Below are 26,524 nucleotides of genomic sequence, written 5' to 3' on the forward strand. Positions count from 1 at the left end.
TTTTCCGCCGATCGTCTGAAAACCACATCAGGACCCAATCATTATGGCCTTTCTTGCTGATGCACTTGCCCGCGTAAAGCCCTCCGCCACCATTGCCATGGCCCAGAAAGCCCGCGAGCTGAAAGCCAAGGGCATGAACGTCATCAGCCTTTCGGCCGGTGAGCCCGATTTCGATACGCCGGACAACATCAAGAAAGCCGCCATCGAGGCGATGAACCGCGGCGAGACGAAGTATTCGCCGGTTTCCGGTATTCCGGAACTGCGCGAAGCGATCGCCAAGAAGTACAAGCGCGAAAACGGTCTCGACTACACGGCTGCACAAGTCATCGTCGGCACCGGCGGAAAGCAGATTCTTTTCAACGCGCTGATGGCAACCCTTAACCCGGGCGATGAAGTGATCATTCCGGCCCCTTACTGGGTGTCATACCCGGAAATGGTGGCGATCTGCGGCGGCACCTCGGTTTTCGTGAACGCGACCATCGAGAACGGCTTCAAGCTGCAGCCGGAAGACCTTGAAAAGGCGATCACGCCGAAGACCAAGTGGCTGATCTTCAACTCGCCGTCCAACCCGTCGGGTGCGGCCTACACGCATGACGAGCTGAAGAAGCTGACGGACGTGCTGGTCAAGCATCCGCATGTCTGGGTGCTGACCGACGACATGTACGAGCACCTGACCTTCGACGACTTCAAGTTCGCCACGCCGGCTCAGGTCGAGCCGAAGCTCTATGAGCGCACTCTGACCATGAACGGTGTGTCCAAGGCCTATGCGATGACCGGCTGGCGTATCGGCTATGCCGCCGGCCCGCTGGAGCTCATCAAGGCCATGGACATGATCCAGGGCCAGCAGACGTCGGGCACCAATACGATCGCCCAGTGGGCGGCCGTCGAGGCGCTGAACGGTCCGCAGGACTTCATCGAGAAGAACAAGAAGATCTTCCAGGGCCGCCGTGATCTGGTCGTGTCGATGCTGAACCAGGCGACCGGCATTTCCTGCCCGGTTCCGGAAGGCGCCTTCTACGTCTACCCGTCCTGCGCCGGCCTGATCGGCAAGACCGCGCCGTCGGGCAAGGTCATCGAGACGGACGAGGACTTCGTCATGGAACTTCTGCAGTCGGAAGGCGTCGCCGTCGTGCATGGCACGGCGTTCGGCATGGGCCCGAACTTCCGCATTTCCTATGCGACCTCGGAAGAGCAGCTTGAAGACGCCTGCCAGCGCATCCAGCGCTTCTGCGCCGCCTGCAAGTAAGCGCCTGACAAAATCGAAATTTGAAGGCCCGCCGGATATGCGTCCAGCGGGCCTTTTGTTTGCGCTACAGGCTGCGGACGTATTGCAGCATGCCTTCGACAAGGGCGTCGAACGCGGCACGGCAACGCGGCGTATTCCTGAGGTTCTCGTGCATGGCGGCCCAGACGGGCAGGCGGATCGGCAGGGTGCCTTCCAGAATCTCCACGAGATTGGGGTCCCTCAGGCCCAATTGCCTCTGACACAGCCCTATGCCGCAACCGGCTCTCAGCATGGCCAGTTGCGCGGTGTTGCTGTCGGCGCGGAAATGAAACCGGGGCAGGGCGACGCCCGGGAAATTGCGCATGACATCGCGGACATAGGCAAGGTTCCTGTCGTAGCCGATGACATCATGCTTGGCGAGATCGGCTAGGCTTTGCGGCGTACCGCGTCTTACAAGATAGTCGCGATGGGCGAAGAAGCCGATCGGAATGTCGCCGAGATGGCGGACGACGAGGGCTGTCTGGACCGGTTCCGTCATTCTGAGGGCGATGTCGGCCTGCCGGTGCAGCAGGTCCTCCACGGCGTCAGAGGCCGACAACTCGATCTCGAGCTTTGGATGGGTCTCGCCTAGCTTTGCAAGGATCGGCGGCAGCACCTCGACGGCGACGATCTCGCTGGCGCTGATCCTGACCGTGCCTTCGACGGCGCCGGGCGAGGCGGAGGTGGCGCGCGCCAGCGCGGCGGCGGTGGCTGCCATGCTTTCGGCGTAGGGCTTGAGGGTCAGCGCCGCTTCCGTCGGCTGCAGGCCGCTTTGCGAGCGGGTGAAGAGCGGAAAGCCGGCGGCCTGTTCCAGCGCCTCGACATGCCGGCCTACGGTGGGCTGGCTGAGGTTCAGTTGCCGCGCCGCAGCCGAGAGCGAGCCGGTCTGCAACACGGCAAGAAACGTCCGATAGAGATCCCAGTCGACATCATGTGTTGCCATACAAAAACGTATAGCAGGGCAACCAATTTATACAATTCCGAATTTTTGGAAGATCGCCGATGATTGCGCCACACAAACCCAACAGTGGAGATTATCGATGTCGAACGATTTGAAGTTACCTGTTGCCCTTATCCTGGGCGCAACCGGAGGCATTGGCGGCGCAGTCGCCCATGTGCTGAAGGCAAGAGGCTGGACGGTCCGCGCCCTGAACCGGAACTCGGCGGCCCTGCAAGGCCGGCATCCGGAATTCGAGTGGCGGCAAGGTGACGCGCTGGTCGCGGCGGATGTTTCGGCGGCAGCCAGCGGCGTCGATCTCATCGTGCATGCGGTCAATCCGCCCGGCTATCGCGACTGGGAAAAGCTGGTGCTGCCGATGCTCGACAATTCGATCGCGGCGGCTTCCCGCCATGGTGCACGGCTGCTGGTGCCGGGAACGGTCTACAATTTCGGGCCTGACGCGCGCCCCAACCCGGTCGAGGACAGCCCCCAGAACCCGGAGACGCGAAAGGGGAAGATCCGCGTTGCGTTCGAGAAGCGCCTGCGCCAGGCAGCCGCCAATGGCACACAGGTCATCATGGTCAGGGCCGGGGATTTCTTCGGTCCCGGTGCCGCCAACAACTGGTTTTCGCAACTGGTGACGCCCGGCAAGCCGGTGAAGGCGGTCGTCAATCCGGGTCGAAAAGGCGTTGGCCATCAATGGGCCTATCTGCCCGATCTGGCGGAAACCATGATGCGGCTGGTGGAGCGCTCGTCGAGCCTGCCGGCCTATGCCGACTATCACTTCGAAGGGTTCTGGGACCATGACGGCATGCAGATGGCAAACGCAATCGGACGTGTGGTCGGAAAGCCGGATATCCGCGTCCGACGCTTCCCGTGGCCGCTCGCCTATGTTGCCTCCCCCTTCGTCCGGCTTTTCCGGGAGATTCTCGAGATGCGCTATCTCTGGCAGGAGCCGTTGCACCTGACCAACAGCAAGCTGACGGCGGCGATCGGGGAAGAGCCGCGTACGCCGATCGACGAGGCGGTGCGCGCCACCCTTGATGCGTTCGGTTGCCTGCCCGAAGCGCTCGGTGACCACCGGAGCGGCACGCTGGCTGTCGCCTAAAGGCCGATCGCGGACAGCATCAGGAAGGTGGCGAACAGCACGAAATGGGTCATGCCTTCGATCGCGTTGGTTTCGCCGTCGGAAAGATTGATGGCCGATGCGATCAGCGTGATCGTCACCATCACCGTCTGTGTCGAGGTCATGGCCATCACGATCGGCTCGCCCTGGAAAAGGGCGAGCGCTTCCATCACCGGTACGGTGAGGATGACTGTCGACAACGAGGCGCCGAGCGCGATGTTGATGACCGATTGCATGCGGTTGGCGAGCGCCGCCCTGAGGGCGGTCAGGATTTCCGGCGCCGCCGAGATGCCCGCCACGATGATGGCGGCGACGGCTGGCGGCGTGCCGGTGCCCTTGAGGCCCTCCGTCATGAAGCCGGACATCAGCTCCGCCAGTAAGCCGATGACGCACACGCCGGCGATCAGGAATGCGATCGAGACGCTCATCGGCGCGTCCTCGTCGTGGTCGCCTTCCGCCGCAACCGCTGCCGCCTCCGCCTTTCGGGTGTTGCGGGGGTAGTGGTAGCTGAAGAAATAGCTGTGCTGGTCGACCTGCATGCGCAGGAACAGCGCGTAGAGCGACAGCATGGCGACGATCGTAAAGCCGGAATAGAGATGCCACTTTGCCTGCGGCACGAACTCCGGGACCACCATGGAGATCCCCATGGCCGTCAGGATCATTACCGAATAGGTCTTGCCGGAATCGTCATTGTAGGCCTGCTCCCCGTGCTTCAGTCCGCCGAGCAGGGCGGCGAGGCCGAGTATGCCGTTGATATCCAGCATGACCGCCGAATAGATGGTGTCGCGGGCCAGTGTCGGCGAGCTTTCCGCGCTCATCATGATGGCGAGGATCACCACTTCGACGACCACCGCCGACAAAGTCAGGATCATCGTGCCGTAAGGATCGCCGACCTTGGCGGCGATCGCCTCGGCATGGTGGGCCACGCGGATGGACACGCCGACAATGGCGGCGATCAGCACCGCTGCGGCGATCAGGTTGACGGTCTGGGAAAGATGCGTGCCGGAGTGTTCGAGGAAATAGGCGGCCAAAGCCGCGATCAGCGCGATGCCAAACGCCAGTTCCTGTTTCAGTCTGCCGGCCATGCCTGCCCCTTCTCGCGTGATTGTCCTGTCCCTTGAGAAGCTTAGGGCATGATGGTGACAATGAGGAGGGGCAGAGCGCGATTTTGCCGCTCTGCCCCCGCCTTTGATCAGGCCGCGTTGCTTTCATTCAGCGACGGATAGTCGATGTAGCCCTTGGCGCCGCCGCCATAGAAGGTCTGCTGGTCGGGTGTGTTGAGCGGGGCGTTCTTCTCAAGCCGCTCGGCCAGATCCGGATTGGCGATGTAGAGCTTGCCGAAGGCGACGAGATCGGCGCGGTCGCTGTCGACGGCATCGATCGCGAGGTCACGGGTGTAGCCGTTGTTGACCATCCAGGCAGCCTTGCCACCGGCCTGCCGGTAGGCGTTCTTGAACGCGGCATAGTCGAACGGCTTCGGACCCTGGGTGAAGTCCCGGTCGCCGCCGGTCGCGCCTTCGATCACATGGACATAGGCCAGCGGATGCGCGGCAATCGCCTTCGCGACATAATCATAGAGCGCCTGCGGATCGTCGTCGGAGATGTCATTGGCCGGGGTGACCGGCGACAGGCGCAGGCCGGTGCGGGCACCGCCGACAGCAGCCACAACGGCTTCCACGACCTCGACGAGGAAGCGGGCGCGGTTTTCGATCGGGCCGCCATATTCATCGATGCGCTTGTTGGCGCCGCTCTTCAGGAACTGGCCGATCAGGTAACCGTTGGCGCCATGAATTTCGACACCGTCGAAGCCGGCTTCGATCGCGGCCTTGGCGGCATGGGCGTAATCCTGGACCGTGGTCTTGATTTCCTCCAGCGTCAGTGCGCGGGGTTCGGAGGTCTCAACGAAGCCACCGGAACCGTCGGCATTGATGACGTAGGTCTTAGACTTGGCGGTGACTGCCGACGGCGCGACCGGCGCATCACCATTCGGCTGCAGCGAGGTGTGCGAGACGCGACCGACATGCCAGATCTGCGTGAAGATGTGGCCGCCGGCCTTGTGAACCGCGTCCGTCACCTTCTTCCAGGCTTCAATGGCCTCGGCCTTGTAGAGGCCCGGAACGTCCGCATAGCCCTGGCCTTGGTGGGTGATGGCGGTGCCTTCGGTGATCAGCAGGCCGGCGCCGGCGCGCTGGCGGTAATATTCGACCGCATGGGGGCCGGGAATGGCGTTCGGCGAGCGGTTGCGGGTCAGCGGCGCCATGACGACGCGGTTCTTCAGCTTGATGTCTCCGAGCTTGAAGGGTTCGAACAGCTTGGTCATTGGAAGTCCTTTTGATGTCTTGTTTGGGGAGGGAAGGGGGAAGCGGCGCGTCGGCCGGTCACAGGCTGGAGGCAACCTCTGACCTGAACGCCTCGATGAGGGTTTCGTTCCGGCGATAGTAGATCCATTGTCCGACCTTCTCGGCTTCAATGAGACCGGCGCGCTGCAGGGTTGCGAGATGGGCGGAGACCGTGGATTGCGACAGGCCGCAGCATTCGAAGCCGCCGGCGCAAACGCCAAAGTCGGATACATGACCCTTGCCGCCGAAATGCGCCTGCGGATCCTTCAGCCATTCGAGAATCTGCCGGCGAACCGGGCTGGAAAGCGCCTTGAAGATTTCGTCCCTGTCCATCGTGCTCATTTCTGTATATCGCGATACATCGATATAGGTATCGTCGAAGATCGATGTTTCAAGATCGAGTGCGAAAAATAAGTGAGGGGCTGGCGAGAAGGCAAAAAAAGAGGGCCACCGGAAAACCAGGGCCCTTTATAAGTTAGAAGGTCAAAAAACCTCCAGAGGGGAACAGCTGGTGCGGCGGTACTGGGAGGAAAAAGACCGCCGTGTGCATCAGCTGTGTGCGATATGGTGCTTTTTTGTGCAGCCTTCAACCAATATTTGTGCATGACAGCCATGCAGTCGTTGCATCGCTAACAATTTCTAGCCCTTGAAACATCCGATAACCTCCATATGCCAGGGCCTGACGCCACGGAAAAGCGTTTGCAAATCAAACGCTTGATGTCGGATGGCCAAACACGCTCTGCGCAACGGTTCACAAGATTGCCGCATTCCGGCCTGTGAAAAAAGGATCAGAAATTCCAGTTGCGCGCCTTGGCGACGATGAAATCGCGGAAAGCCTTCAGCTTGGCGGCGTTCTTCATCTCGTCCGGATAGCAGAAATAGGTATCGAAGGAGGGAACGTCTGCGCTGGTCACGAGCTGAATGAGGCCCGGATCGCGGCCGGCGATGTAGTCCGGCAGCATGGCAATGCCGATTCCTAGCAGGCAGGCGCGCTTGATCGACGTCAGGCTGTTGATCTGCAGATGGGGGAGGCGCGGATTGTCGGGCGAGCGCCCGGCGATTTCCAGCCAGTTGACGTTCAGGAGATAGTTCGGTGCCGGTTCGCCGAAGGTGATGACGCGGTGATTGTCGAGTTCTTCGATGCTGCGCGGTTCGCCGTGCTTGTTGATGTAGGACGGCGCGGCATAGACGTGCATGTGCACGGTGAACAGCTTGCGCTGGATGAGATCCGATTGCTGCGGCTGGCGCAGGCGAATGGCGCAGTCGGCCTGGCGCATGTTCACGTCCAGCTCCTCATTGTCGAGAATCAACTGGACCTGCATGTCCGGATAAAGCTGCAGGAACTCCTGGACCTTGTCGGTGAGCCAGCCCTGGCCGAGGCCGACGGTCGTCGTCACCCGAAGCTTGCCGCTCGGCTTCTCGTTGGTCTCCGTCAACTGGGCGCGGGCAGTCTCGAGCTTCAGCAAGACCTCGTTGGCGGTGCGATAAAGAAGTTCGCCCTGTTCGGTCAGGATCAGTCCGCGCGCATGGCGATGAAAGAGCTTGACGCCGACTTCCATTTCCAGCGCGCTGACCTGACGGCTGATGGCGGATTGCGAAAGGTGCAGCTTGTCGGCCGCATGGGTGAAAGATCCGGCTTCGGCGGCTGCGTGGAAAATTCGCAGCTTGTCCCAATCGAGAGGTACACCCACCTGGCTCTACGCCTCCGTTATTCTGCTGCGATCGCCACCGGCTGATGGCCGGCGAGATAGCGTTCTGCCTCGAGGGCCGCCATGCAGCCCATGCCGGCTGCCGTGACCGCCTGGCGGTAGATGTCGTCCGTCACGTCGCCGGCGGCGAACACGCCGTCGATGTCGGTCGCCGTCGAATCCGGGGCCGTCCACAGATAGCCGTTGGATTTCAGCTTCAGCTTGCCCTTGAAGAGCTCAGTCGCCGGGGCGTGGCCGATCGCGACGAAGACGCCGTCGGTGGCAACCTCGGTGATCTCGCCGGTCTTGACGTTCTTCAGCCTTGCGCCGGTCACGGTCGGCGGCAACGGGCCCTTGTTCTTCACGCCGGTGATCTCGTCCAGCGTCGAGTCCCAGATGACCTTGACGTTTTCCTTGGCAAACAGGCGTTCCTGCAGGATCTTTTCCGAGCGGAAGGCGTCGCGGCGGTGCACGACGGTGACCGACTTGGCGATGTTCGACAGATAGAGCGCCTCTTCGACGGCGGAGTTGCCACCGCCGACGACGATGACGTCGCGGTTACGGTAGAAGAAGCCGTCGCAGGTGGCGCAGGCCGAAACGCCGCCGCCCTGGAAGGTCTGCTCGCTCTCGATGCCGAGCCACTTGGCCTTCGCACCGGTGGCGATGATCAGCGTGTCTGCGGTCCACACGGTACCGGAATCGGTCTTGGCGGTGAACGGACGATGGGTAAGGTCGACCTCGGTGACGATGTCGGACACGAGCTCGGCGCCGACATGCTCGGCCTGCTGGCGCATCTGGTCCATCAGCCACGGACCCTGGACCGGATCGGCAAAGCCCGGATAGTTTTCGACGTCCGTGGTGATCATCAGCTGGCCGCCCTGTTCCATGCCGGCGATCAGCACCGGCGACAGCATGGCACGCGCGGCATAGACCGCCGCCGTATAGCCGGCCGGGCCGGACCCGATAATCAAGACCTTGGTATGACGCACGGTCATGGCATTTCCTTTCAACACCCTTCAACGGAGCGGCGCATCATAAACGACAGGCGCCAGCACCCGGAGGCAAATCCGACCAAATATCCAGCTTCATTTATGAATGCTTGCCGTGTTTATTCAAGGGCGGGGTATGGGTTACCAACAGGGAAGGGGTGTCACAATCGAGGCGTAGTGATTGCGATTTGACAATTTGAAAAAGTTCTTCGGGTAGTATCTTGCTAAAGATTGATGTTGAAACGGCGCAGCCTGCGGCTAAGCTTGTCTATTGTCGCATCGCCTGCCGACGCAAGATAAGAATAGCCTTCGACGTCACCGGTGAGTGCTGAACCAATGATTCTTGTCAGTCCCATGATCTTATCAAGCTGGTGAACGCTCATTCTGTCGTTCATTTTACACAAGCTTTGATAAATGTCAGATGTAATCGGGGCCTCAAAAAAGCATTTGTTTCCATGGAAATACAGTACCTTATCGGATTGAGCCCTTCTCCATATCGTTTCCCCATCCGTAGTCGCTAAGTTGGCATTGCTATCCGTTGTCAGTTCGAAAAAGTCCTCCAGGAGATTCTCACCATCCCAAGCAGAGATTTTGCTCTTAGTTGGATCTTTGGGGAGAATGTGAGCAAATGAAAGTTCATTGCCGTTGACGGTTTCCAATTGTAACGCCGTTTTCGAACGCTTGATCCGAAACTTTCTGTCTTCGATTCTGTGTTGCATCAGTTTTCTTGTCGCAGACAAAAAGTGAGTTGCTACGCCAAAATGCATGAACTTAAAGTGCATAGCTTTTTTTGAAACCTTCGCGAAATTCTCCAGCGGTTGCAGGTTTGGCATGTATGGCCAGTCTTCAAGAGAAAACATCTGAAATTTACGCGATAACCTTCTGGCCTTCGTATATTGAAATAAAGATGAGATAACTGGCGTGTCACAAAAATTGATGGCGTTTGGATACATTTCTAGAGCTGAAGTCTGAAGGTCAAGCATTATTTCCGCTGGCGCGCAATTCAAAATAAGTTCATAATTCTCTTTCAGCTCAGAAGAGCTGTTTAATTGTTCTATGTCGCTGAGTATTCCAGAATATTCAGGAGTTGACTTGCGCAATATACAGATATTTTTTGGCTCTATAGAGCAGCACTTAAGTGCTGGTATTATGAACTCCTTAACTCGCCAGCCGGCGCCAATAATCAAAAATTTCTTGTCTATTTTTTCCATGATGAGTCACAATAAGCGGTGTACGATGTGATTACCCAGTGCAGCGACGGTCATCGTTGGATTGGCCGAACCGCAAACCGGGAATGCGGAAGACGAAGCGCAGAATATATTTTCAAACTTTGATACGCGGCCCTCAGCGGTGAGCTCCCAATCCTCCTTCGGGAATTTTGAAAGGGGGGTCGTGCCGGCCGGGTGGCTGGATGCGCGAAGCGGTACCCAGGCCAATCTTTCGACGCGTCCGAATGCCATCTCAATTCGGGGGATGAAGAGGTCGAGGAAGCGGTCAAGCATACGCCTCGTATTTCCGTTGATCCGCCAGTTGGCGCGCGTGAAGGGTTCCACCTCCAAGCGATTGTCAGCTTCCGGGAATTGATCAACATTAACAATCAGCGAAACGCTACGTCGGTTGTACCAGTGTGCCAATTTTGCGCCATAGCCAGATTGGCCCCAAAGAAATATAGTTGAATTTGGCAGCCCTGTTTTCAGGAGTTCCTCTTCCGGCAAGGCCAGCGCAAACCGGATATACGGGTGAGTTGGACTCAGTATTGCGTCGAGACAATCTAGGTTTTTGCGCGGTATGAGCTTTCCAATCGGACCTTTCGGATGATCCATGTATCCTGTGTATTTGGTATTTTTTGAACATGGCGCTTTTGATATTAAGGCGGAGATGAGCTCTGTCGAGCCAATGCATCCTGCTGCTATAAGGTGATTATGTGCGGAAACCTCCAGTGGGTTCGAGGTGTCATGGCGAATGCGCGCGCTCCTGACAGAACCTTTGTCCGCTAGAAATTCAATTGAGGTGGCACCCTCATAAAGCGACACCTTGGAGGTCGCCTGTAAGTCTATCCAGCGCTGTTTCAGACGTGTGACTTCATGTTCTTGGGCAAACGGGACTACTCTGATGCCACAAGATTGCAATTCTTTGAAGCTTTCCAGCAGCTGTGGCTCTGTGAAGGTTGAGAAGCCGAACAATTTCTCGACCACCTGATAGTTCTGTCGCATGTCTTGATAGGAAATTGGCCATTTGCGGCCGCTAATTTCTCTATCAAAGTCAATCGCATCAAGCGGTCGCCACTTTCCCGACCACATTGCGGAAGTTCCGCCCAAGCCGACGAAACGAGGCGAATGCGAGAATTTCTTTAAGTCCGCCGCCCCGAAGTCAAAACCACCCGAGCGAATGGGCTCCCAATTTCCAGAAACTTGAGACATTTCGAGGGACTGCTTCAGGCTGTCTCGCCCACCCTTGTCGATAACCGCAACCTTTAATCCGCGTCGGACTGCAGCCTGGGCGGCGGCGTAAGCGGCGAATCCGGAACCGTAAATCGCCAAATCATACATCAATTTACTCCTTGCGCCCTTATTTGTTTCGAACAATCAGATATTTTGTCAGTTTTGGCGGTTTACTTTACAGAGCATGTCTGGAAGTGTGCGGGTGCTGAGAAATTAATCCACTGTTTCCATAAATGTTCATTTTAGACAGTATTTCTGTCGAGTGAAATCACTCCGATGTATTTGCGTTGGGAAAGGGGTATTTGAAGCGAGGTCGCGAGCTGCTGGAAATTAAAGTTTGTTTATCATAAGCGGTCCGAAAATAATGGACGCGATTATAACGCTAGAAAAATAATGTCGATCGTCGTCGCGATGATATGACCACATCATTCGCGAATGCAGAAATGTGTTCATATACAAATTCGGCGCCCAAAGGCTCGGCCTGCTGGATCATCAGCCGCGGCGTTTGGTGCGCGCAGCATAGATTGCCGCCGTATAGCCTGCCGATCCGGACCCGATAATCAAGGCCTTGGTATCACGCACGGTCATGGCATTTCCTTTCAAGGCCCTTCAACGGGACGGAACATCATAGGCGACCGGCGCCAGCACCCTGAGGCAAAGCCGACCAAATATCCACCTTCATTTATGAATGCTTGCCGAATTTAATCAGGGGTGGGTATGGGTTACCAACAGGGAAGGGGGATTGAATTTCGTTTCAACCATGTGCTTGTTGTGAAATCTCGCCGCATCTGTTAATTCGATTTCTCTAATGACCAAGGCCATACAATACCCCTTTGGATCGCCCCGCGACGAGACCAAAGTTGCCAGTTCATCGTTCCTGCAATTGCTTTTCGCGCGCCTGGAGACACGGCGCATTCGTCGTCGCGAAAAGCGGATGGCACTCGACATTGAGATGCGTTGCGAACGGAAAGGGGGGCCTTCCAAGCTTTCGGCATCCGACATGCCGCTGATATTTCTGACGCGCAACGATCGAAGGTACCTTCCGTCATTCCTCGCGCATTATCGCACATTGGGCGTGACGCGCTTCATATGTGTCGATGATCAGTCTTCCGACGGCACGTCGGAGTTTCTGGCAGATCAACCGGATGTCGATCTCTGGACTTCCCCCGTCCGATACAAGGAAGCACGACGGGGCCGTTTGTGGCGGATGCAGCTGTTCGCGACCTATGGAAAAGGGCGGTGGTACGTCAATGTTGATTCAGACGAATATCTCCTCTTCCGGGACTGTGGAACGCTTTCGCTGAAGGAGCTTGCAGCCAGGCTGGAAAGCAATGGCGAGTGGAGGCTTGCTGCGCCCATGCTCGACATGTTCCCGGCTGGCAACATGTCGGGAGCGACTTTCGACGGGACGTCGGAGCGCATGCCATGGGAAGTGGCTGATCATTTCGATGCGGAAGGCTATCGTTTGTCTCTCGGCAAACGAGGTCTTCATCTGCGTGGAGGATTGCGTCACCGGAAATTCGGTACGGCAGTCGAGCTCATGAAGTACCCGCTGGTCTATTGGGATGAGTCTTGCAGCCTTGTAACCAGTATCCATAGCCCCGCGCCGTTCGTTCGAAACTTCATTCCTATTCGCGGCGTTCTTCTCCATTTTAAGTTCTTTTCCGATTATCGTCGGCAGATCCAGGAAACGGTGCAGGACGAACAGCATTTCGGGAATGCCGCGGCATACCGCGAGATGTTGGAACAGGTCGAAAGTGAAACGTACGTCACTTTTCATGACGATGTGTCACGTCGCTTCGAGGGGGTCGATCAATTGGCGAGTCTCGGCTTCATGCAATGATCCAGTCGGTTTCTCCGCGATGTATGCAGGCAGTTTCCATGGGTTGCCTGTGGATCAGCTTCGAATAAATTCGCCCTATTTGCCGGTATTCCGCTTGCGCGTGTATCGCCCATTATATCCGACCAAATTTGGGGCATACGCGACTTGGCGTTGCAGTGACGTACCCTTGATGGTACTCGCTTTTCCCATGCAAGCCGTCCGTCTCGAGCGCCACTACCAACCATCAGACAGCCCGTTATTGCATTCCGGAAGAATATTGCCTTTACCGAACCGCGGTGAAGGGTGTTGATTTTTGATTGGGCAATGCTTGGGTTGTTGCCCGGATAATGCACGTATAAATGTTAACCAGAATTGGGTGAAGTCGGATGTCATCGCGCGGTGCAATATACATCGCATTTGGAGAGCAGCATATTCGCGAGGCGCTTCATTCAGCGGCGTCCTTGAAGCGGCATAATAATCTCTCAGTCACTCTTTTTGCTGATGCAAAGGTTGATGACCGCAATATCGATGATCTTATCTTGATAAACCCAAGTCACAAGAGGGCAAAAGTCGACTACATCAGTCAAAGTCCCTATGATTATACAATATACCTCGACAACGACACCGAAATTCTCGAAAATATAGACGATGATCTCAGTATTCTAGATCGATTTGACATCGCCTGCGCGCAGGACTTCTCGCGAAAATCGAGCCGCTGGGCGAGCGTCATCGAAAGCTATAGAGATATTCCCTATGTCTTCCCGGAGTTCAATTCGGGCGTCATCTTCTTCAGGAACAACCCGGCTGTGACGGAGTTCTTCGCCCTCTGGGCCTCACGGTTCTACGAGCACATGGAAAAGAGCAAGGGGCAGGATCAGGCGTCCTTTCGCATCGCATTGTGGGAAAGCGATCTCCGCATCCATTCGCTGCCACCGGAATTCAATGTCCGCAATCTCCGGATCAGGGACAAGATGGTCAAGCGGCAGAAGGGGCCGAAGGACGCCATGCTGCTGAAACCGCGCATATATCACTGGCATGGACTGGATCGTATGACGCCGCTTAAAAGGCTGTTGCGCAAATACAGGCCGATGAAGGTATTCTGATTGGCGGAAATGGTAATTTTTATCGGGTTGTTCTGCTGCGTCGTGAGATAAATGTACGTGAAAGATACTTGGCAGTCCCGCATTCTTCGGTTGAGTAGATTTTCATGGAGCAAGCCGCTTCTCAACATCTTGAGAGTGTCGTCTGGGCATTCGGCGCTCGGCGATTTTCTTGTCGGTTTGAGGCAATTTCAGAGACACCATGGTCGTGTTCCCGCAGACCCGAACCTTTTCAATGATCGCCTTTTCCAGATACGGTTTTCCGATGAAATCATGCGACCGGAGCGAACCTTCACCACCGACAAGGAACTTGTGAAGCTCTATGTCGAATCCGTGCTGGGTCCCGGGTATAACGTGCCCACACTGGCGGTCATTCGTCGACCTGAGGACGTCGACGATTTCGAGTTTCCCCGGCGATGCGTCATCAAGCCGACCCATGCTTCGGGAGAAGTGATTATCCGAAGAGACGGCGAGGAAATCGACCGTCTGAGGATTCGCAAGTGGTTCAAGCTCGACTATTATGCGAGAGGCCGGGAATGGAACTACAAATATCTTAAGCCCAAGGTCATCGTTGAGTCCCTCGCTTTTGATTCTGATAACATCGAGGACATAAAGCTGTTCTGCTATAATGGCCGCGTCAAAATGATCGAGTGTGATTTTGATCGCTACTCCGATCACCGGCGGAGCCTGTTCACGGCCGACTGGCAGGAGTTGCCGTTTGAGCTCCATCATCCACGTCCGGATTTTCTGAAACAGAAGCCGCCGAACCTGGATAATATGATTGATGTGGCGGAAAAGCTTGCATCAGCATTTGATTTCGTGAGGATCGACCTCTACAGCAATGATGAAACTCTCCTTGTCGGTGAGATGACGCATTGCCACCAGGGTGCCTTCGGAACGTTCGAGCCGCGCGACGCCGAGTTCGAGGTCAGCAGGCTGATCTTTGGTGACAACACCTCTGCGGATATTTGATCCGGGCCAGGACGTGATTGGTTTGAGGTGGCAAAAGTCTCTCTGGCAGTCGCAGCCCGCTGACCACGGAGGGCGGGGAGGACGTGAGGCTCTGGTTCCGTCAGGATTGTGTTGTCGATGCTTTTGCCGATATCCGCTTACATCATTTGCCTGAATGAGGAAGCATACCTCGGCAAGTGCATCGAAAGCCTCGTGGGCTTCGCCGAGATTGTCATCGTCGATTCAGGTTCGTCCGATGGCACCAAGACCCTGGTTGAGGGGTACATAGCCAAAGGCTGGCCGATCCGGTTCCTGTACGAACCGTGGCGGGGATATGCAGGCCAGAAACAATTTGCGCTGGAGCAGTGTGCCCAACCCTGGTGCTTCAATATAGATGCCGACGAGCGCGTGGATGCCGCCTTGTTGAAACGCCTTCCTGAGCTCGTCGGTGTTTCCGAGGACATCGTCGGTTGGCGCGTTGCCCGCCGTCCTTATCTTATCGGATATGGATACACTCCGGAAAATGTCATGGAACGCAAGAACCTGCGTCTCATCCGCAAGGGCAAGGGCAGCTATGATCTTTCACAGGCTGTGCATGAGGGAATCGTGCCGGACGGCCAGGTCCGCAAATCGCCCACCGGCAGCCTGTTGCATTTTCGGCCTCTCATCATCGATGAGCAGATCCTGAAGGAAAACAAATATTCGACGTTGAAGGCCGATCAGCGTGTTTTGGAAGGGCGGCGCGCAAATGTCGCCAGCCTCGTTTTCAGCCCGCCGCTCTATTTTTTTCGCCTCTATTTTAGAAATGGCCTATGGCGCTGTGGCGCTTCCGGCTTTATCGAAGCGATGACCGGTGCGGTATATGCCTTTCTGACCCAGGCCAAGATTTACCAGCGCCATGCTTTGAGGGCGCGTCCGAATGCGGACGACGCAGAAAGACATTAGGAGCAGTCTCTGCCCATGAAAGTGATGCACTACCACCTCGGCAAGGACGGCGGCGCCGAGAAATTCTTCGTCCATCTGGTCAATGGTCTGGCCCGGCGCGGCGTCGAACAGACCTGCGTGATACGGCCGAAGAGACTGTGGAAGAAGGATATTGAACCCGTCGCCCGCATCATCGAGAGCAATTTCCGGAACGCGCATCCGGATCGCATTCTCCTGCCGATGAGGATCGGGCGGATCGTCAGGCGGGAAAAGCCCGACGCCCTGTTTTCGTGGGCCACCCGGGCCAGCAGGCTGATCCCGGCCTATGAGGGCGCTATCAAGATATCGCGGCTCGGCGACTACCCGACGAACCTCAGCTATTTCAAGAATACCGACGTTCTGGTGTGCAACACTCCGGGCATTGCAGAGCATGTCCGCGAAACACTGGGTTGGGATCGTGGCGTCGAGGTGATCTCGAATTTCACCGATGTGACGGCGGTCGCTCCCATCACGCGCGCCAGCGTCGATACGCCGGAAGGCGTGCCAGTGGTCATGTCGATGGGACGGTTCGTTTCACGCAAGGAATTCGCGTTGCTGATCGCGGCTGTTGCCAAGTTGCCTGGCGCGTATCTCTGGTTGGCCGGCGACGGCGAAGAACGTGAAAATCTGGAAAGAATGGCCGCGAATCTGGGCATCAGTGAACGGGTTCGCTTCCTTGGCTGGCTGCAAGATACGCGACCTTATGTGGCGGCTTGCGACATTTTCGTTATGCCGTCCAGTCACGAGCCACTCGGCAATGTCGTTCTGGAAGCCTGGGCTCAGAAGCGACCGGTTGTGTCGTCGCGCTCGGAAGGGCCTTCCTGGTTCATGCGCCACGGCGAAAATGGTCTGCTGGTTGATATCGGCGATACGGACGGTTTTTCGACTGCGATCGAGACGCTGATCAATGACGAGGCTCTTGCGTCCAAGGTTGCTGCCGGCGGTCATCAGACCGTATTGGGGCAATTTTCGGAAGATGCGATCGTCGATGCGTATATGGCGCTCTTTGCCAGAAAGCCTTGAGAGACCTATTATTCGGATCCCTATCCAGCGCCTTCCGCAGTCTCTTGCATTTCGAGATGATTTGGGTGTGTTTACAGGGAAGGCCGGCTTGATCGTACCTGCCTGGTCCAGGGTCCGCCGCAAAGGAGAAGTCCAAGGTGCAGATTTTCGTGGTCGGCTCCAAACCCAACCCGCATTGGCCGGCGGTTCAGCCCGATGTCGTAATTCTCGCCAATGGTGCGATCGCCTACGCCAGGGACCGCTTCTCCGCCGCTCATTGCATTGGTTTTGCGTCACTGAATTTCTGTCGCCAGAGCCGGGGCGTTCAGAACAGAGCAGATCGAGACGCGGTAGAGGGCGTCGAGCTTGATGAGTTGGTCTATTGGGATCCGGTCGGCAAGGATTGGCTCAAGGATGTCAACTTCAAATACAAGACTGGCAAGGAGCTCAGCAATTGGGAGCAGTGGTGGTTCAATTACTGCCACTATTCTTTTGTCCGATGGCTTGTCGCGATTGCCAACCCACGGAATTGGTGGCACGCCTTCAAAAAACACAGGGTTGGCATGCCTGCGTATTTTGCCGGCAGTCGGCTATCGACAGGCATGCTTGCTGTCGAATATGCGATGAGGCGCTTCCCTGACGCTGACAAAATTCATGTTTGTGGGATTGGTGTGAAGTGGACCGGCGGGCATTTTTATGACCAGGCCCATGCGCATGACAATTTTCACGAAAAGGCGGATGTCGCGCTTTACCGGTGGATCAAGAAGAATAGGGCTAACGTAATCTTTTGCGAGGTCGGCGAACCTTTGTAGCCGTCCTTTTGCGCCTTTCGACGCCTGGCCGCGTTTGGTACTGCGGTGGTGGCGCCTGCTCATAAGGCACTATTTTGTCGACGCTCGTTCGCCTAACCGCCCATCACCTTCGCATAAACCGCCCCAAGCCGCTCCGCCTCGCTTTCGATCGCGAAGTTATGGCGCGCGTGGGCGAGCGCATTCGCTCCCGCCCGTTCGCGCCTTGGTTCGTCGTCCATGAACTGAGCGGTCGCTTCCGCCATGGCGTCGAGGTTGTCGCGGGGGATGATGGTGCCGGTTTCGGCGTCTCCCGTCTCGATCAGTTCCGGAAAGGCGCCGACGTCGGTGGCGATGACGGGGACGGCGGTGGCCATGGCTTCGAGCGGGGTCAGGCCGAAACCTTCCCAGCGCTGCGGGGCGATGAAGAGGTCGAGGCCGCGGTACCAGTCGTTGATGTTGGTGTGCTCGCCGACAAACAAAATCCGGTCGGCAAGGCCGGCTGCCTTCACCTTCTCCTTCAGGCCGTTTTCGAATTCTACATGCTGCGGGGTGGCGCGGCCGGCGATGATCGCCGACCAGTCTGGCCGCTGCGGCAGAAGCCGGATCATGGTGTCGACGAAGAGATCGGTTCCCTTCTGGCGGCGAACACGGCCGAAGCAGCCGGCGATCTTCTGCGCCGGATCAAGGCCGAGTGCGCGCTTTGCCTCGGCCTTGTCGGCCGGCGGCGAAAATCGCGTCGTGTCGATGCCATGCAGGCTTACGGTGCTTTCGACCTCAAGATAGGCCGCCGTCTTGGCGCTGGTGGCGATCACCGCGTCCATCTTCGAAATCAGGAATTTCGTCCAGCCGGTGTGGCGGCGCTGCGAGGCGGAGGTGAAGACGATCTTCAATGGCATGCGCAGGAGGTCGCGCAGGATGATCGCCGGCAGCATCTCGATGTTGCGCCGCGCGTGCCAGACGCGGAAGCGCTTGCCCTTCGGCGGCGTCCACAGGCGCCAGAGGTCGCGGTAGCGGATATGGGGCAGGGTGGCCGGCAGGCCGGATCCGAGAACGGCAATGCGCTGGCCGAGCCGGCGCTGCACCGGAACGAGCTGGATGATCGTCGAGGTGACCCCCGACAGCCGCTGCTTGAAGTTCGGCGCGATGATGTCGATTTCGCGGAGATCGGCCACCGCGCCTTGATGGGCGGTGGCCTTGCTTGCGACCGTCACGGTCGCGCTCAGCCCCAGCTGACGGCGAGGATTTCGTAGGCCTTGGAGCCGCCGGGGGCGTTCACTTCGATGGAATCGCCTTCCTCCTTGCCGATCAGTGCGCGGGCTATCGGCGACGAGATGGAAATGCGGCCCGCCTTCACATCGGCTTCCTGGTCGCCGACGATCTGGTAGGTCTTTTCCTCTTCGGTGTCTTCATCGACGAGCTTGACGGTCGCGCCGAACTTGACGGTGGAACCGGACATTTTCGTGAGGTCGATGACTTCCGCACGGGCAATCAGGTCTTCCAGCTCGCCGATGCGGCCCTCATTGTGGCTCTGCGCTTCCTTGGCGGCGTGGTACTCTGCGTTTTCCGAAAGGTCGCCATGGGCGCGCGCTTCGGCGATCGCCTCGATGATTCTCGGGCGTTCCTCCTGCTGGCGCCAGCGAAGCTCTTCGTTGAGCTTGGTGAAACCACCCGGGGTCATCGGAACTTTCTCAACCATTTCCTTTTCCTTACTGCGCGTCCCGTTCGTTGTGCATAGGGACAAAAGAAAACAGGTTCCGAAGAGGAACTTCGGAACCAGTCAAACTGTCAACTTGAGCGTTTATAGCAGACTCGCCCGGTCAAATGCGAGTTTTTTTTAGCCAACTCCGGCTCCCGTGCCGGCTCTTGCCCTGCCCGTCAGGGGATGTGGCCTTCATCCAAGTGTCATGGTCAGGGACTATCCGACGTGTGTCGCAATTCCCTGCCTAAGGAGAGAGACCATGATGAAGTGTTTTTCGGCGCTTGCCGCCGCAACCATGCTGGCCGGTGCCGCGCATGCCGCCACCGTCTATCCGCTCGATCGTGCCACGATCCTCGTCAACTCGCCGTTCGACTTCAAGGTCGAGCTCGACAAGGTCTACGGTGAGGGTGATGTCGCTGTCACCGTCAACGGCAAGCCCTATGCCGAAGTCTTCGGCAAGCCGGCCGAATTCGTCGCCGAAGAAAAGGGCAAGGACGACGCCGTCCTCGGCTCGGCCCTGATCCTGCGCGATCTGGCGCTTGCCTCGGCCGGCGATTACACCGTCGAAGTCAAGGCCGGCGATGAAACCAAGTCGGTTACCTGGAACGTCTACGGCACCCCGGCTGCGCCGAAGGCCAAGAACATCATCTTCTTCCTCGGTGACGGCCTTTCGGTCGCCCACCGCACCGCCGCCCGCATCATGTCGAAGGGCATGACCGAGGGTAAGGCCAACGGTCGTCTGAACATCGACGATCTCGATCACATGGCCTTCATCGGCACCTCGTCGACCCATTCGATCGCCACCGACTCGGCCAACACCATGTCGGCCTACATGACCGGCCACAAGTCGCGCGTGAACGCCCTTGGCGTCTATGCCGACCGCACCCCGGCAAGCCTTGACGATCCGAAGGTCGAGACGATCGCCGAAGCGCTGCGCCGCACGACCAAGAAGTCGATCGGCGTCGTTTCCACCGCCGAAATCGAAGACGCGACCCCGGCCGCCGTCATCGCCCACACCCGCAAGCGTGCCGACAAGGCCGAGATCGTCGGCATGTTCATGAAGACCCAGCCCGACGTCATCCTCGGAGGCGGTTCGGCCTACTTCCTGTCGAAGGATGTCCCCGGCTCCAAGCGCAAGGACGACAACGACTACATCGCCCAGTTCAAGGATGCCGGCTACACGCTCGCAACCTCCAAGACGGAACTGGATGCAGCCGCCGGTACCAACACCGGCAAGCTGCTTGGCCTGTTCCACACCGGCAACATGGACGTCGCGCTCGACCGCATGTTCCTGAAGAAGGGCACCGTCGACAAGTTCCCCGACCAGCCGGGCCTCGTCGACATGACCAAGACCGCCCTCGACCAGCTGTCGAAGAACCCGGAAGGCTTCTTCCTGATGGTTGAAGCTGCCTCCGTCGACAAGATGTCTCACCCGATGGACTGGGAACGCTCCGAATTCGACGTCATCGAGATGGACCAGGCCGTCGGCGCTGCCATGGAGTTCGCCAAGACCCATCCCGATACGCTGATCGTCGTCACCGGCGACCATACGCACGGCGTGTCGATCGTCGGCACCGTCGATGACGAAAAGCCGGGCGACGTGATGAGCGAGAAGGTTGGCACCTATGACGACGCCGGCTTCCCGAACTACACCGACGAGAATGGCGACGGCTATCCGGACAAGGTGGACGTGTCCCGCCGCATTCAGATGTATGCCGGCAACCATCCGGAATACTACGAGACCTTCCGTCCGAAGATGGATGGTCCGTTCGAGCCGTCGATCAAGAATGCGGACGGCAAGTATGTCGCCAACCCGGCCTACAAGGATGTCCCCGGCGCCGTGCTGATGCCGGCCAACATCCCGTCCGACGGCGACACCGCTGCCCATACCGTTGACGACGTCGTGCTGCAGGCCACCGGCCCCGGCTCGGAAGAGTTCAAGGGCTACATGGAGCAGAGCGACGTCTACAAGGTCCTGATGGACACCTTCGCGCTCGGCTCGCAGTCGATGTAATCGCGACCATCGGATAAACTGGTTCCGGGCGGCACGGTCGCCCGGAACCGCTTTTGACGTGAGCGACGACCGGAAATCAAAGACCAGGAGGCGGAGATGAACCGTCAACCCTCTCCATTCACTCTCTCCCGCAGACGCCTGATGGCGCTTGCCGCCGGCATGCCGCTCGCGGCCTTGACGCGACCGGCCTTCGCGGCGACCGATCTGACGTTTGACGAGCTTTACAGCAAGGTGACTGTGCTCGGGCTGGAGTTTTCCGACAAGGTGAAATCGCTCGACGGCAAGCCGGTGACAATGGGCGGATTCATGGCGCCGCCGCTCAAAGCTGAAGCCAATTTCTTCGTTTTGACCGAAATTCCGATGGCGCTCTGCCCGTTCTGCTCGTCGGATGCCGACTGGCCGGACAATATCGTCGTCATCTATCTCGGCGACAAGCAGACCTTTCTGCCCGGCGGCACGCGGATCGCCGTCGAGGGGCGGATGGAGGTCGGCTCCTGGGTCGATCCGGACACCGGTTTCCTGAGCCGTCTGCGCCTGCGCGACGCCCGTTTCTGGGAAAGCTGAGGTTTCCATGATCGATCTGAAAGTGAATGACCTGGAGGTCGGTTATCCGGGCCTGCCGGCACCCGTGCTCGCGATCGACTCCTTTGACCTGCCGGCCGGCGGGCGGTTGGCGGTCACCGGAGCGTCCGGTTCGGGCAAGAGCACCTTCGTCAACGTCATCTGCGGCCTGCAGGCGCTGAAAAGCGGTTCGGTCCGCTGGGCCGGCACCGAGCTTTCGGGGCTTTCCGAAAGCCGGCGCGACCGTTGGCGCGGTGCCCATGTCGGGTTGGTCATGCAGGATTTCCATCTCTTCGAAGGTCTGTCGGCGCTCGACAACATTCTCCTGCCGGCGCGGCTTTCCGGTGCAGCCGGCACCGGGACTGTCGAGCGGGCGCGCCACCTGATCGAGACGGTCGGGCTGTCGCGTCCGGACCAGAAGGTCGAGACCATGTCGCGCGGTGAAATGCAGCGTGTGGCGGTTGCCCGCGCCGTGCTGCGCAAGCCCGGCGTCGTCGTCGCGGACGAACCGACCGCCAGCCTCGACGTCGAGAGCGGCGCGCAGGTCGCCGACCTGCTCTTGTCGATCGCCGACCAGGAGAAATGCACGCTGATCGTCGTCTCGCATGACGAGCGGCTGATCGGGCGGTTCGACCGGCGCATGCAGCTTTCTGCCGGCCGTATCCAGTCCGCCCAGCTTGCCACCGAGGAGGCCTGACATGTTCCGCTTCATTCTGGCCGATCTCACCCGTTTCCGCCTTGGCGCCGTCGTGGTGGTGCTGATCGTCGCGCTTGCCGTCGCGCTCGGCGTTGCGGTCACGTTGCAGGAAAGGGCGCTTCGGCTCGGCTCCGCGCGGGCCGCCGAGAAGTTCGACCTGATCATCGGCGCGGCGGGCAGCGAGACGCAGCTCGTCCTGTCGTCGGTGTTCCTCCAGGCCTCGCCGCTGCCGCTGATGGACGGCAACGTCCTGAAGGACCTCGACAATGATCCGCGCGTCGCCTGGGCGGCGCCGATCGGGTTTGGCGATTTCTACGGCCATTATCCAATCGTCGGGACGACGACGAAGCTCGTTGCCAACCTGGCGCCGGGCGTTGCCAAAGGGCAGGTCTTTGCGCATGAGGGCGAGGCCGTGATCGGCGCCGCCGTCGATCTGCCGATCGGCGCGACGGTGAAGCCGCTGCACGGCACCGAGGAGGAGGGCGGGCACACACATACCGAGCTCGCCTATACGGTCGTCGGTCGCCTGCAGTCGTCCGGTAGCGCCTGGGACAAGGCGATCATGGTGCCGATCCAGGCGGTCTGGGATATTCACGGCCTTGGTCATCACGACGACCCCGACCATGACGATCACGAAGATCACGACGGACAGGCTGAACCCGCCGGCAATGGCGATGCGGCGGCTATGCCGGCTGCAACGCCTGTCGCTGCTGAAATCAGCCATGATGGCGGCGACGAGCATGAAGAGCACGAGCATCACCACATCGATGCAGATGCGGCCATCGACGAGGATTTCGACCATGCGCTGCCGGGACTGCCGGCGGTCGTCGTCAAGCCGAAGTCCATCGGTGACGCCTACAAGCTGCGCCAGCAGTACCGGCACGAAACGACTCTTGCCGTGTTCCCGGCCGAAGTGCTGACGCGGCTCTATGCGACGCTCGGCGATGTGCGTCAGGTGCTGTCCGCCGTCGCCATCGGGGCGCAGATCCTGGTTGCCTGCGCGCTGATGTTGGTCACCGTCATGCATGTGACGCAGCGGCGCAAGCAGATCGGTGCGCTCAGGGCCTTCGGTGCGCCGCGCGAGGCGGTTTTCGGCATCGTCTGGCTGGAACTGTTCGGGCTGATCGCGATCGGCGTCGCGGCGGGTCTCGGGGTCGGCTTTGCCGCCGCCCGCCTGATTGCCGGGCGTCTGATGGCCGACAGCGGCATCCAGCTGCCGGTCGTCTTCGCCCGCGCCGATCTCGGTCCCATCGGTGCGCTGTTTCTGGCGGCGGCCATCTTCTCGCTGCTGCCGGCGCTGATGGCCTATCGCCAGTCGCCGGTGCAGGCCTTGAGGGCGTAAAACGCAGACCTTCCCGGTCGGCACCCGGGCCTTGGACCGGGCGCCGATCGTCAATCCATCTCAATGACCGTGCTGATGGTGCATGTGTGCATGGTGATCATGAGCGCCGTGATCATGGCCGTCATGATCGTGGTTATGGCTATGATCCATCGGGTGCTTGTGATTGAGCCGGAACAGCCAGACGGCAAGTGCGCCAAAGAGGATGTTGAGCCAGAAGGTGTAGTCGAGGCTGAACTCGGTCAGCCGGTTGCGGATGTCGATCGTTCCTTCCGGAATGATGCCGAGCAGGGAGAAGGCGACATCCATGATCAGCGCTGCAGCCACCATGGTGACGAACAGGATGCCCGCCATATAGGCTGCAAACTTCCAGCCGAAATAGCGCCGATAGGTGTTGATCAGCGGCAGGATGATGAGGTCGGCATAAAGGAAGGCGAGCACGCCGCCGAATGATATGCCGCCGGAAAAGAGGATCGCGGCGAAGGGCACGTTGCCGATCGAGCAGACGAAGGTTAGCACCGCAATCACCGGACCAAGGACGGCATTGACCGGAACCTTGATCCATTCCGAGGCGTCGGTCAGGAACAGGGCCTTCCAGAAGCTGTCCGGGACGAAGGCGGCCAGAAAGCCGGCAATGACGAAGCCGGCGAGCATGTCCTTCCACAGCATCGACCACTCCATGGCGAAGTTCTGGGCAACGCTGACCTTCATCTTCGGGTTCCTCACCCGATCGCGCCAGGTGTCACCCTCCACGGCCATCGACATATGTTCGTGGCCCTTGCTCCTCTCCTCGTGGTTGCGGGCTTCCTCGACCAGCTTCTTCGGGTAGGTGAGCTTGACGAGCACCGCCATGATGGTGATCAGCACGACGCCGCCGATCCATTCGCCGAGCATGAACTGCCAGCCCATGAGCAGGAGCAGGATGACGCCAAGTTCGATGACGAGATTGGTGGAGGCGAACAGGAAGGCAAGCGCATTGACGAGCGCCGCGCCTTTCTTGAACAGGGTGCGCATGATGGCGGCGGAGGCATAGGAGCAGGAGGAACTGGCGGCGCCGGCCGCGGAGGCGAGCACGATTTCCTTCGCCGTTCCCTTGCCGAGATAGTCCTTCATCTTCGACGAGGGCACCAGCGACTGCATGACGGAGGAAATGGTGAAGCCAAGGACGAGCGACCAGCCCGTCTTCCACGCCATGCCCAGCGCCATCAAGAGAGCCATGCCGGTTTTCGTCCAGATATCGTGCATGCGTTTTCCCCTTCTTCCAAAGAGGCAACGGTTCTTCAAACGGATTGTTCCGATCCATATTCGGGCGAATTCCCGGTGACTGTTTTTATGTTTGGCCGGGTGGCTCTTGCGCCTTTGCGGCGGAGCGTGCCTTTGCCTGCTTCTGCTTGACCGTGGCGATGTCCAGCGAAGGAGCCGGCATCTTCTTCTTCGGCAGGGACGGCGGCGCGGTCCGATAGGTTTCCGGCAGGTTCGGCGGCATGTAGGGGCCGTCGACTGGGATGCCGTTCATCCTTTCGATCACGGATGTGTGCAACGTCGCCCCGTCCTCGATCCGGCGGCGGTCGAACCAGGGAAAGTACCAGCCGAACAGCGATGGGCCGCCACGCCATGAGGTTTTGGGCATGCGGCGCGGAAGGAACTCCACGGCCGGCCAGAGGCGGCGCATGGAATTATGACGCGCGGCCAGCGGATTGGGCTCGATATATTTGCCGCGCTTGCCGCGGACGATTTCGTTGACCGTGCGGGTGGCGTAGTCGAGGCCGAGCGGTTTCGTTTCCTCGATCATCCACAGAAGCGGCAGCTTGGCGAGGCCACTTTCGTCTTCCGGATATCCGCCTCCGATATCCGCGTGCACGCCGGCAAACCACACTTCCTCGACGTTCTGGAGATGCACCTTCTTTTCGTCGCGCGGCCTGAACGGACCACCCCAATAGGGCTCGCCGGCCGGCCAGGGCTGCGGGTTGAACATCGTCCGGCGCTCGTCGATCGCCAGCGCGTGGCGGACATATTCGACGCTGCGGTTCCTGTCAGTGAAGGGATGCGTCTTTAGCCGCGGGAAATATTTGCCCATCTCGATGACGGAGGCGACCGTGTCGAACAGGCCGAGGCACTTGATCGCCGGGCGGTATGGTTTCAGCGTCCGCTCGTAGAGACGCATTGTCGCAAAGGCGGACGGAGGAGGTGCCTCGCCGCCCTTTTCCTCCTCGGCGGAGATTTCGGTCACCGCCGTCGTCTCGCTGTCGCTGATCGCCTTGTAGGTCCGGTAGGCATAGTCGACGAGGTTCAACTGGTACGGCTTGACGATGCCGAGCGCATGGATGAAGCCGGCTAGCACGCGTGCGGTATAGGCGCCCCGCGAAAAGCCGAAGATGAAGATCCGGTCGTCTTCCTCCAGCCGCTTGCCGCTCTTGTCGCGGGCACCGGGCTGATAGTTCTCGACGAGGAAGCGATAGGCTTCCTTGACGTTCTGGTCGAGCCCCCAGCCGGTCGCCAGTCCCCAGACCTCGACCGTCTTGCGCCAGAGTTTCGACCAGGCATTGTCGGCGCCGAAGGTGCCGACGCCGGGGTCGTAGTAGACGAGCTGGCTCTCGGTCCGGCGCAGGCAGCCGTAGAGCCGGAGGATGTTGGATCGGTCTGCGGAAATCTCGTTCGAGGTGCCGTCGAACAGGATGACGATGGTCTTGGCCATGGCATGCGCGCTCCCCTCAAGCGTGTGCTGCGGGAATATTAGCGGACTGCGATGTGTCCGGCAAACAGCTAAGGCAATGTGGACGAATGTCATAGCCCGGGTG

24 protein-coding genes are annotated in these 26,524 nt (G+C 58.9%); 12 read left to right on the forward strand and 12 right to left on the reverse strand.

Annotation, left to right across the window (positions count from 1 at the left end; translation table 11 throughout):
• The first annotated feature begins 43 nt into the window (after positions 1-43).
• Entirely contained in the window at positions 44-1,246 is a 1,203-nt protein-coding gene (locus NN662_RS07055) for a pyridoxal phosphate-dependent aminotransferase (RefSeq protein ID WP_261929587.1), read from the forward strand.
• 64 nt (positions 1,247-1,310) lie between these two features.
• On the opposite strand, the gene NN662_RS07060 is transcribed toward NN662_RS07055, so the two are convergent.
• Positions 1,311-2,207: a LysR family transcriptional regulator gene (locus NN662_RS07060; protein WP_261929588.1), complete on the reverse strand. Its 897-nt coding sequence runs from the start codon at positions 2,205-2,207 to the stop codon at positions 1,311-1,313.
• 97 nt (positions 2,208-2,304) lie between these two features.
• On the opposite strand from NN662_RS07060, the gene NN662_RS07065 reads away from it, so the two are divergent.
• Entirely contained in the window at positions 2,305-3,312 is a 1,008-nt protein-coding gene (locus NN662_RS07065) for an NAD-dependent epimerase/dehydratase family protein (protein WP_261929589.1), read from the forward strand.
• Here NN662_RS07065 and NN662_RS07070 read toward each other — a convergent pair.
• From NN662_RS07070 to NN662_RS07100, 7 genes are all read right to left on the reverse strand, one after another.
• A complete protein-coding gene (locus NN662_RS07070) occupies positions 3,309-4,415 on the reverse strand; it encodes a calcium:proton antiporter (protein WP_261929590.1) in 1,107 nt (368 codons plus the stop codon). The two genes, NN662_RS07065 and NN662_RS07070, sit on opposite strands and share 4 nt — an antisense overlap.
• Positions 4,416-4,522: 107 nt before the next feature.
• Positions 4,523-5,650 (reverse strand): alkene reductase, encoded by a 1,128-nt coding sequence (locus NN662_RS07075; protein ID WP_261929591.1) that lies wholly within the window; start codon positions 5,648-5,650, stop codon positions 4,523-4,525.
• Between the two features lie 58 nt (positions 5,651-5,708).
• Positions 5,709-6,002, reverse strand: a complete 294-nt coding sequence (locus NN662_RS07080) for an ArsR/SmtB family transcription factor (protein WP_261931891.1) — start codon at positions 6,000-6,002, stop codon at positions 5,709-5,711.
• A gap of 455 nt (positions 6,003-6,457) precedes the next feature.
• Complete coding sequence (locus NN662_RS07085; protein WP_261929592.1) at positions 6,458-7,360, reverse strand: LysR family transcriptional regulator VtlR; 903 nt, start codon at positions 7,358-7,360, stop codon at positions 6,458-6,460.
• Positions 7,361-7,377: 17 nt separating this feature from the next.
• Positions 7,378-8,352 (reverse strand): thioredoxin-disulfide reductase, encoded by a 975-nt coding sequence (gene trxB / locus NN662_RS07090; RefSeq protein WP_261929593.1) that lies wholly within the window; start codon positions 8,350-8,352, stop codon positions 7,378-7,380.
• A gap of 218 nt (positions 8,353-8,570) precedes the next feature.
• Positions 8,571-9,557, reverse strand: coding sequence for a hypothetical protein (locus tag NN662_RS07095; protein WP_261929594.1), 987 nt, complete (start codon positions 9,555-9,557; stop codon positions 8,571-8,573).
• A gap of 6 nt (positions 9,558-9,563) precedes the next feature.
• The gene (locus NN662_RS07100) at positions 9,564-10,895 is read right to left on the reverse strand and encodes a GMC oxidoreductase (protein ID WP_261929595.1); all 1,332 of its coding nucleotides are present in this window, start codon (positions 10,893-10,895) and stop codon (positions 9,564-9,566) included.
• An 826-nt stretch (positions 10,896-11,721) separates the two neighbouring features.
• Between NN662_RS07100 and NN662_RS07105 the strand changes: the two genes are divergently transcribed.
• From NN662_RS07105 to NN662_RS07130, 6 genes are all read left to right on the forward strand, one after another.
• Positions 11,722-12,630: a glycosyltransferase family 2 protein gene (locus NN662_RS07105; protein ID WP_410010966.1), complete on the forward strand. Its 909-nt coding sequence runs from the start codon at positions 11,722-11,724 to the stop codon at positions 12,628-12,630.
• Between the two features lie 365 nt (positions 12,631-12,995).
• Positions 12,996-13,712, forward strand: coding sequence for a putative nucleotide-diphospho-sugar transferase (locus NN662_RS07110; RefSeq protein ID WP_261929597.1), 717 nt, complete (start codon positions 12,996-12,998; stop codon positions 13,710-13,712).
• A gap of 57 nt (positions 13,713-13,769) precedes the next feature.
• Complete coding sequence (locus NN662_RS07115) at positions 13,770-14,681, forward strand: ATP-grasp fold amidoligase family protein (RefSeq protein ID WP_261929598.1); 912 nt, start codon at positions 13,770-13,772, stop codon at positions 14,679-14,681.
• Positions 14,682-14,798: 117 nt separating this feature from the next.
• A complete protein-coding gene (locus NN662_RS07120) occupies positions 14,799-15,605 on the forward strand; it encodes a glycosyltransferase family 2 protein (RefSeq protein WP_410010912.1) in 807 nt (268 codons plus the stop codon).
• A gap of 15 nt (positions 15,606-15,620) precedes the next feature.
• The gene (locus NN662_RS07125; RefSeq protein WP_261929600.1) at positions 15,621-16,646 is read left to right on the forward strand and encodes a glycosyltransferase; all 1,026 of its coding nucleotides are present in this window, start codon (positions 15,621-15,623) and stop codon (positions 16,644-16,646) included.
• Between the two features lie 137 nt (positions 16,647-16,783).
• The gene (locus NN662_RS07130; RefSeq protein ID WP_261929601.1) at positions 16,784-17,437 is read left to right on the forward strand and encodes a hypothetical protein; all 654 of its coding nucleotides are present in this window, start codon (positions 16,784-16,786) and stop codon (positions 17,435-17,437) included.
• Positions 17,438-17,529: 92 nt separating this feature from the next.
• On the opposite strand, the gene NN662_RS07135 is transcribed toward NN662_RS07130, so the two are convergent.
• Positions 17,530-18,588: a glycosyltransferase family 4 protein gene (locus tag NN662_RS07135; RefSeq protein WP_261931892.1), complete on the reverse strand. Its 1,059-nt coding sequence runs from the start codon at positions 18,586-18,588 to the stop codon at positions 17,530-17,532.
• Between the two features lie 47 nt (positions 18,589-18,635).
• Positions 18,636-19,112 carry a transcription elongation factor GreA gene (gene greA / locus NN662_RS07140; RefSeq protein ID WP_261929602.1) on the reverse strand — a complete coding sequence of 159 codons (477 nt, stop codon included), beginning with the start codon at positions 19,110-19,112 and terminating at the stop codon, positions 18,636-18,638.
• Positions 19,113-19,374: 262 nt separating this feature from the next.
• Here greA and NN662_RS07145 point away from each other — a divergent pair, with 262 nt between their 5' ends.
• The 4 genes from NN662_RS07145 to NN662_RS07160 all read left to right on the forward strand — a co-directional run bounded on the left by NN662_RS07145 (position 19,375) and on the right by NN662_RS07160 (position 23,729).
• Positions 19,375-21,129 carry an alkaline phosphatase gene (locus tag NN662_RS07145; protein ID WP_261929603.1) on the forward strand — a complete coding sequence of 585 codons (1,755 nt, stop codon included), beginning with the start codon at positions 19,375-19,377 and terminating at the stop codon, positions 21,127-21,129.
• Positions 21,130-21,225: 96 nt separating this feature from the next.
• Positions 21,226-21,693, forward strand: coding sequence for a hypothetical protein (locus NN662_RS07150; RefSeq protein ID WP_261929604.1), 468 nt, complete (start codon positions 21,226-21,228; stop codon positions 21,691-21,693).
• A 7-nt stretch (positions 21,694-21,700) separates the two neighbouring features.
• Entirely contained in the window at positions 21,701-22,387 is a 687-nt protein-coding gene (locus tag NN662_RS07155) for an ABC transporter ATP-binding protein (protein ID WP_261929605.1), read from the forward strand.
• Position 22,388: 1 nt separating this feature from the next.
• Positions 22,389-23,729 (forward strand): ABC transporter permease, encoded by a 1,341-nt coding sequence (locus NN662_RS07160; protein WP_261929606.1) that lies wholly within the window; start codon positions 22,389-22,391, stop codon positions 23,727-23,729.
• A 60-nt stretch (positions 23,730-23,789) separates the two neighbouring features.
• Here the strand turns inward: NN662_RS07160 and NN662_RS07165 are convergent, their stop codons facing one another.
• Positions 23,790-24,971: a permease gene (locus NN662_RS07165; RefSeq protein ID WP_261929607.1), complete on the reverse strand. Its 1,182-nt coding sequence runs from the start codon at positions 24,969-24,971 to the stop codon at positions 23,790-23,792.
• An 85-nt stretch (positions 24,972-25,056) separates the two neighbouring features.
• Entirely contained in the window at positions 25,057-26,421 is a 1,365-nt protein-coding gene (locus NN662_RS07170) for a T6SS phospholipase effector Tle1-like catalytic domain-containing protein (protein WP_261929608.1), read from the reverse strand.
• Positions 26,422-26,524 lie beyond the last annotated feature (103 nt).

This window comes from Rhizobium sp. NRK18, assembly GCF_024385575.1.
GTDB lineage: Bacteria > Pseudomonadota > Alphaproteobacteria > Rhizobiales > Rhizobiaceae > JANFMV01.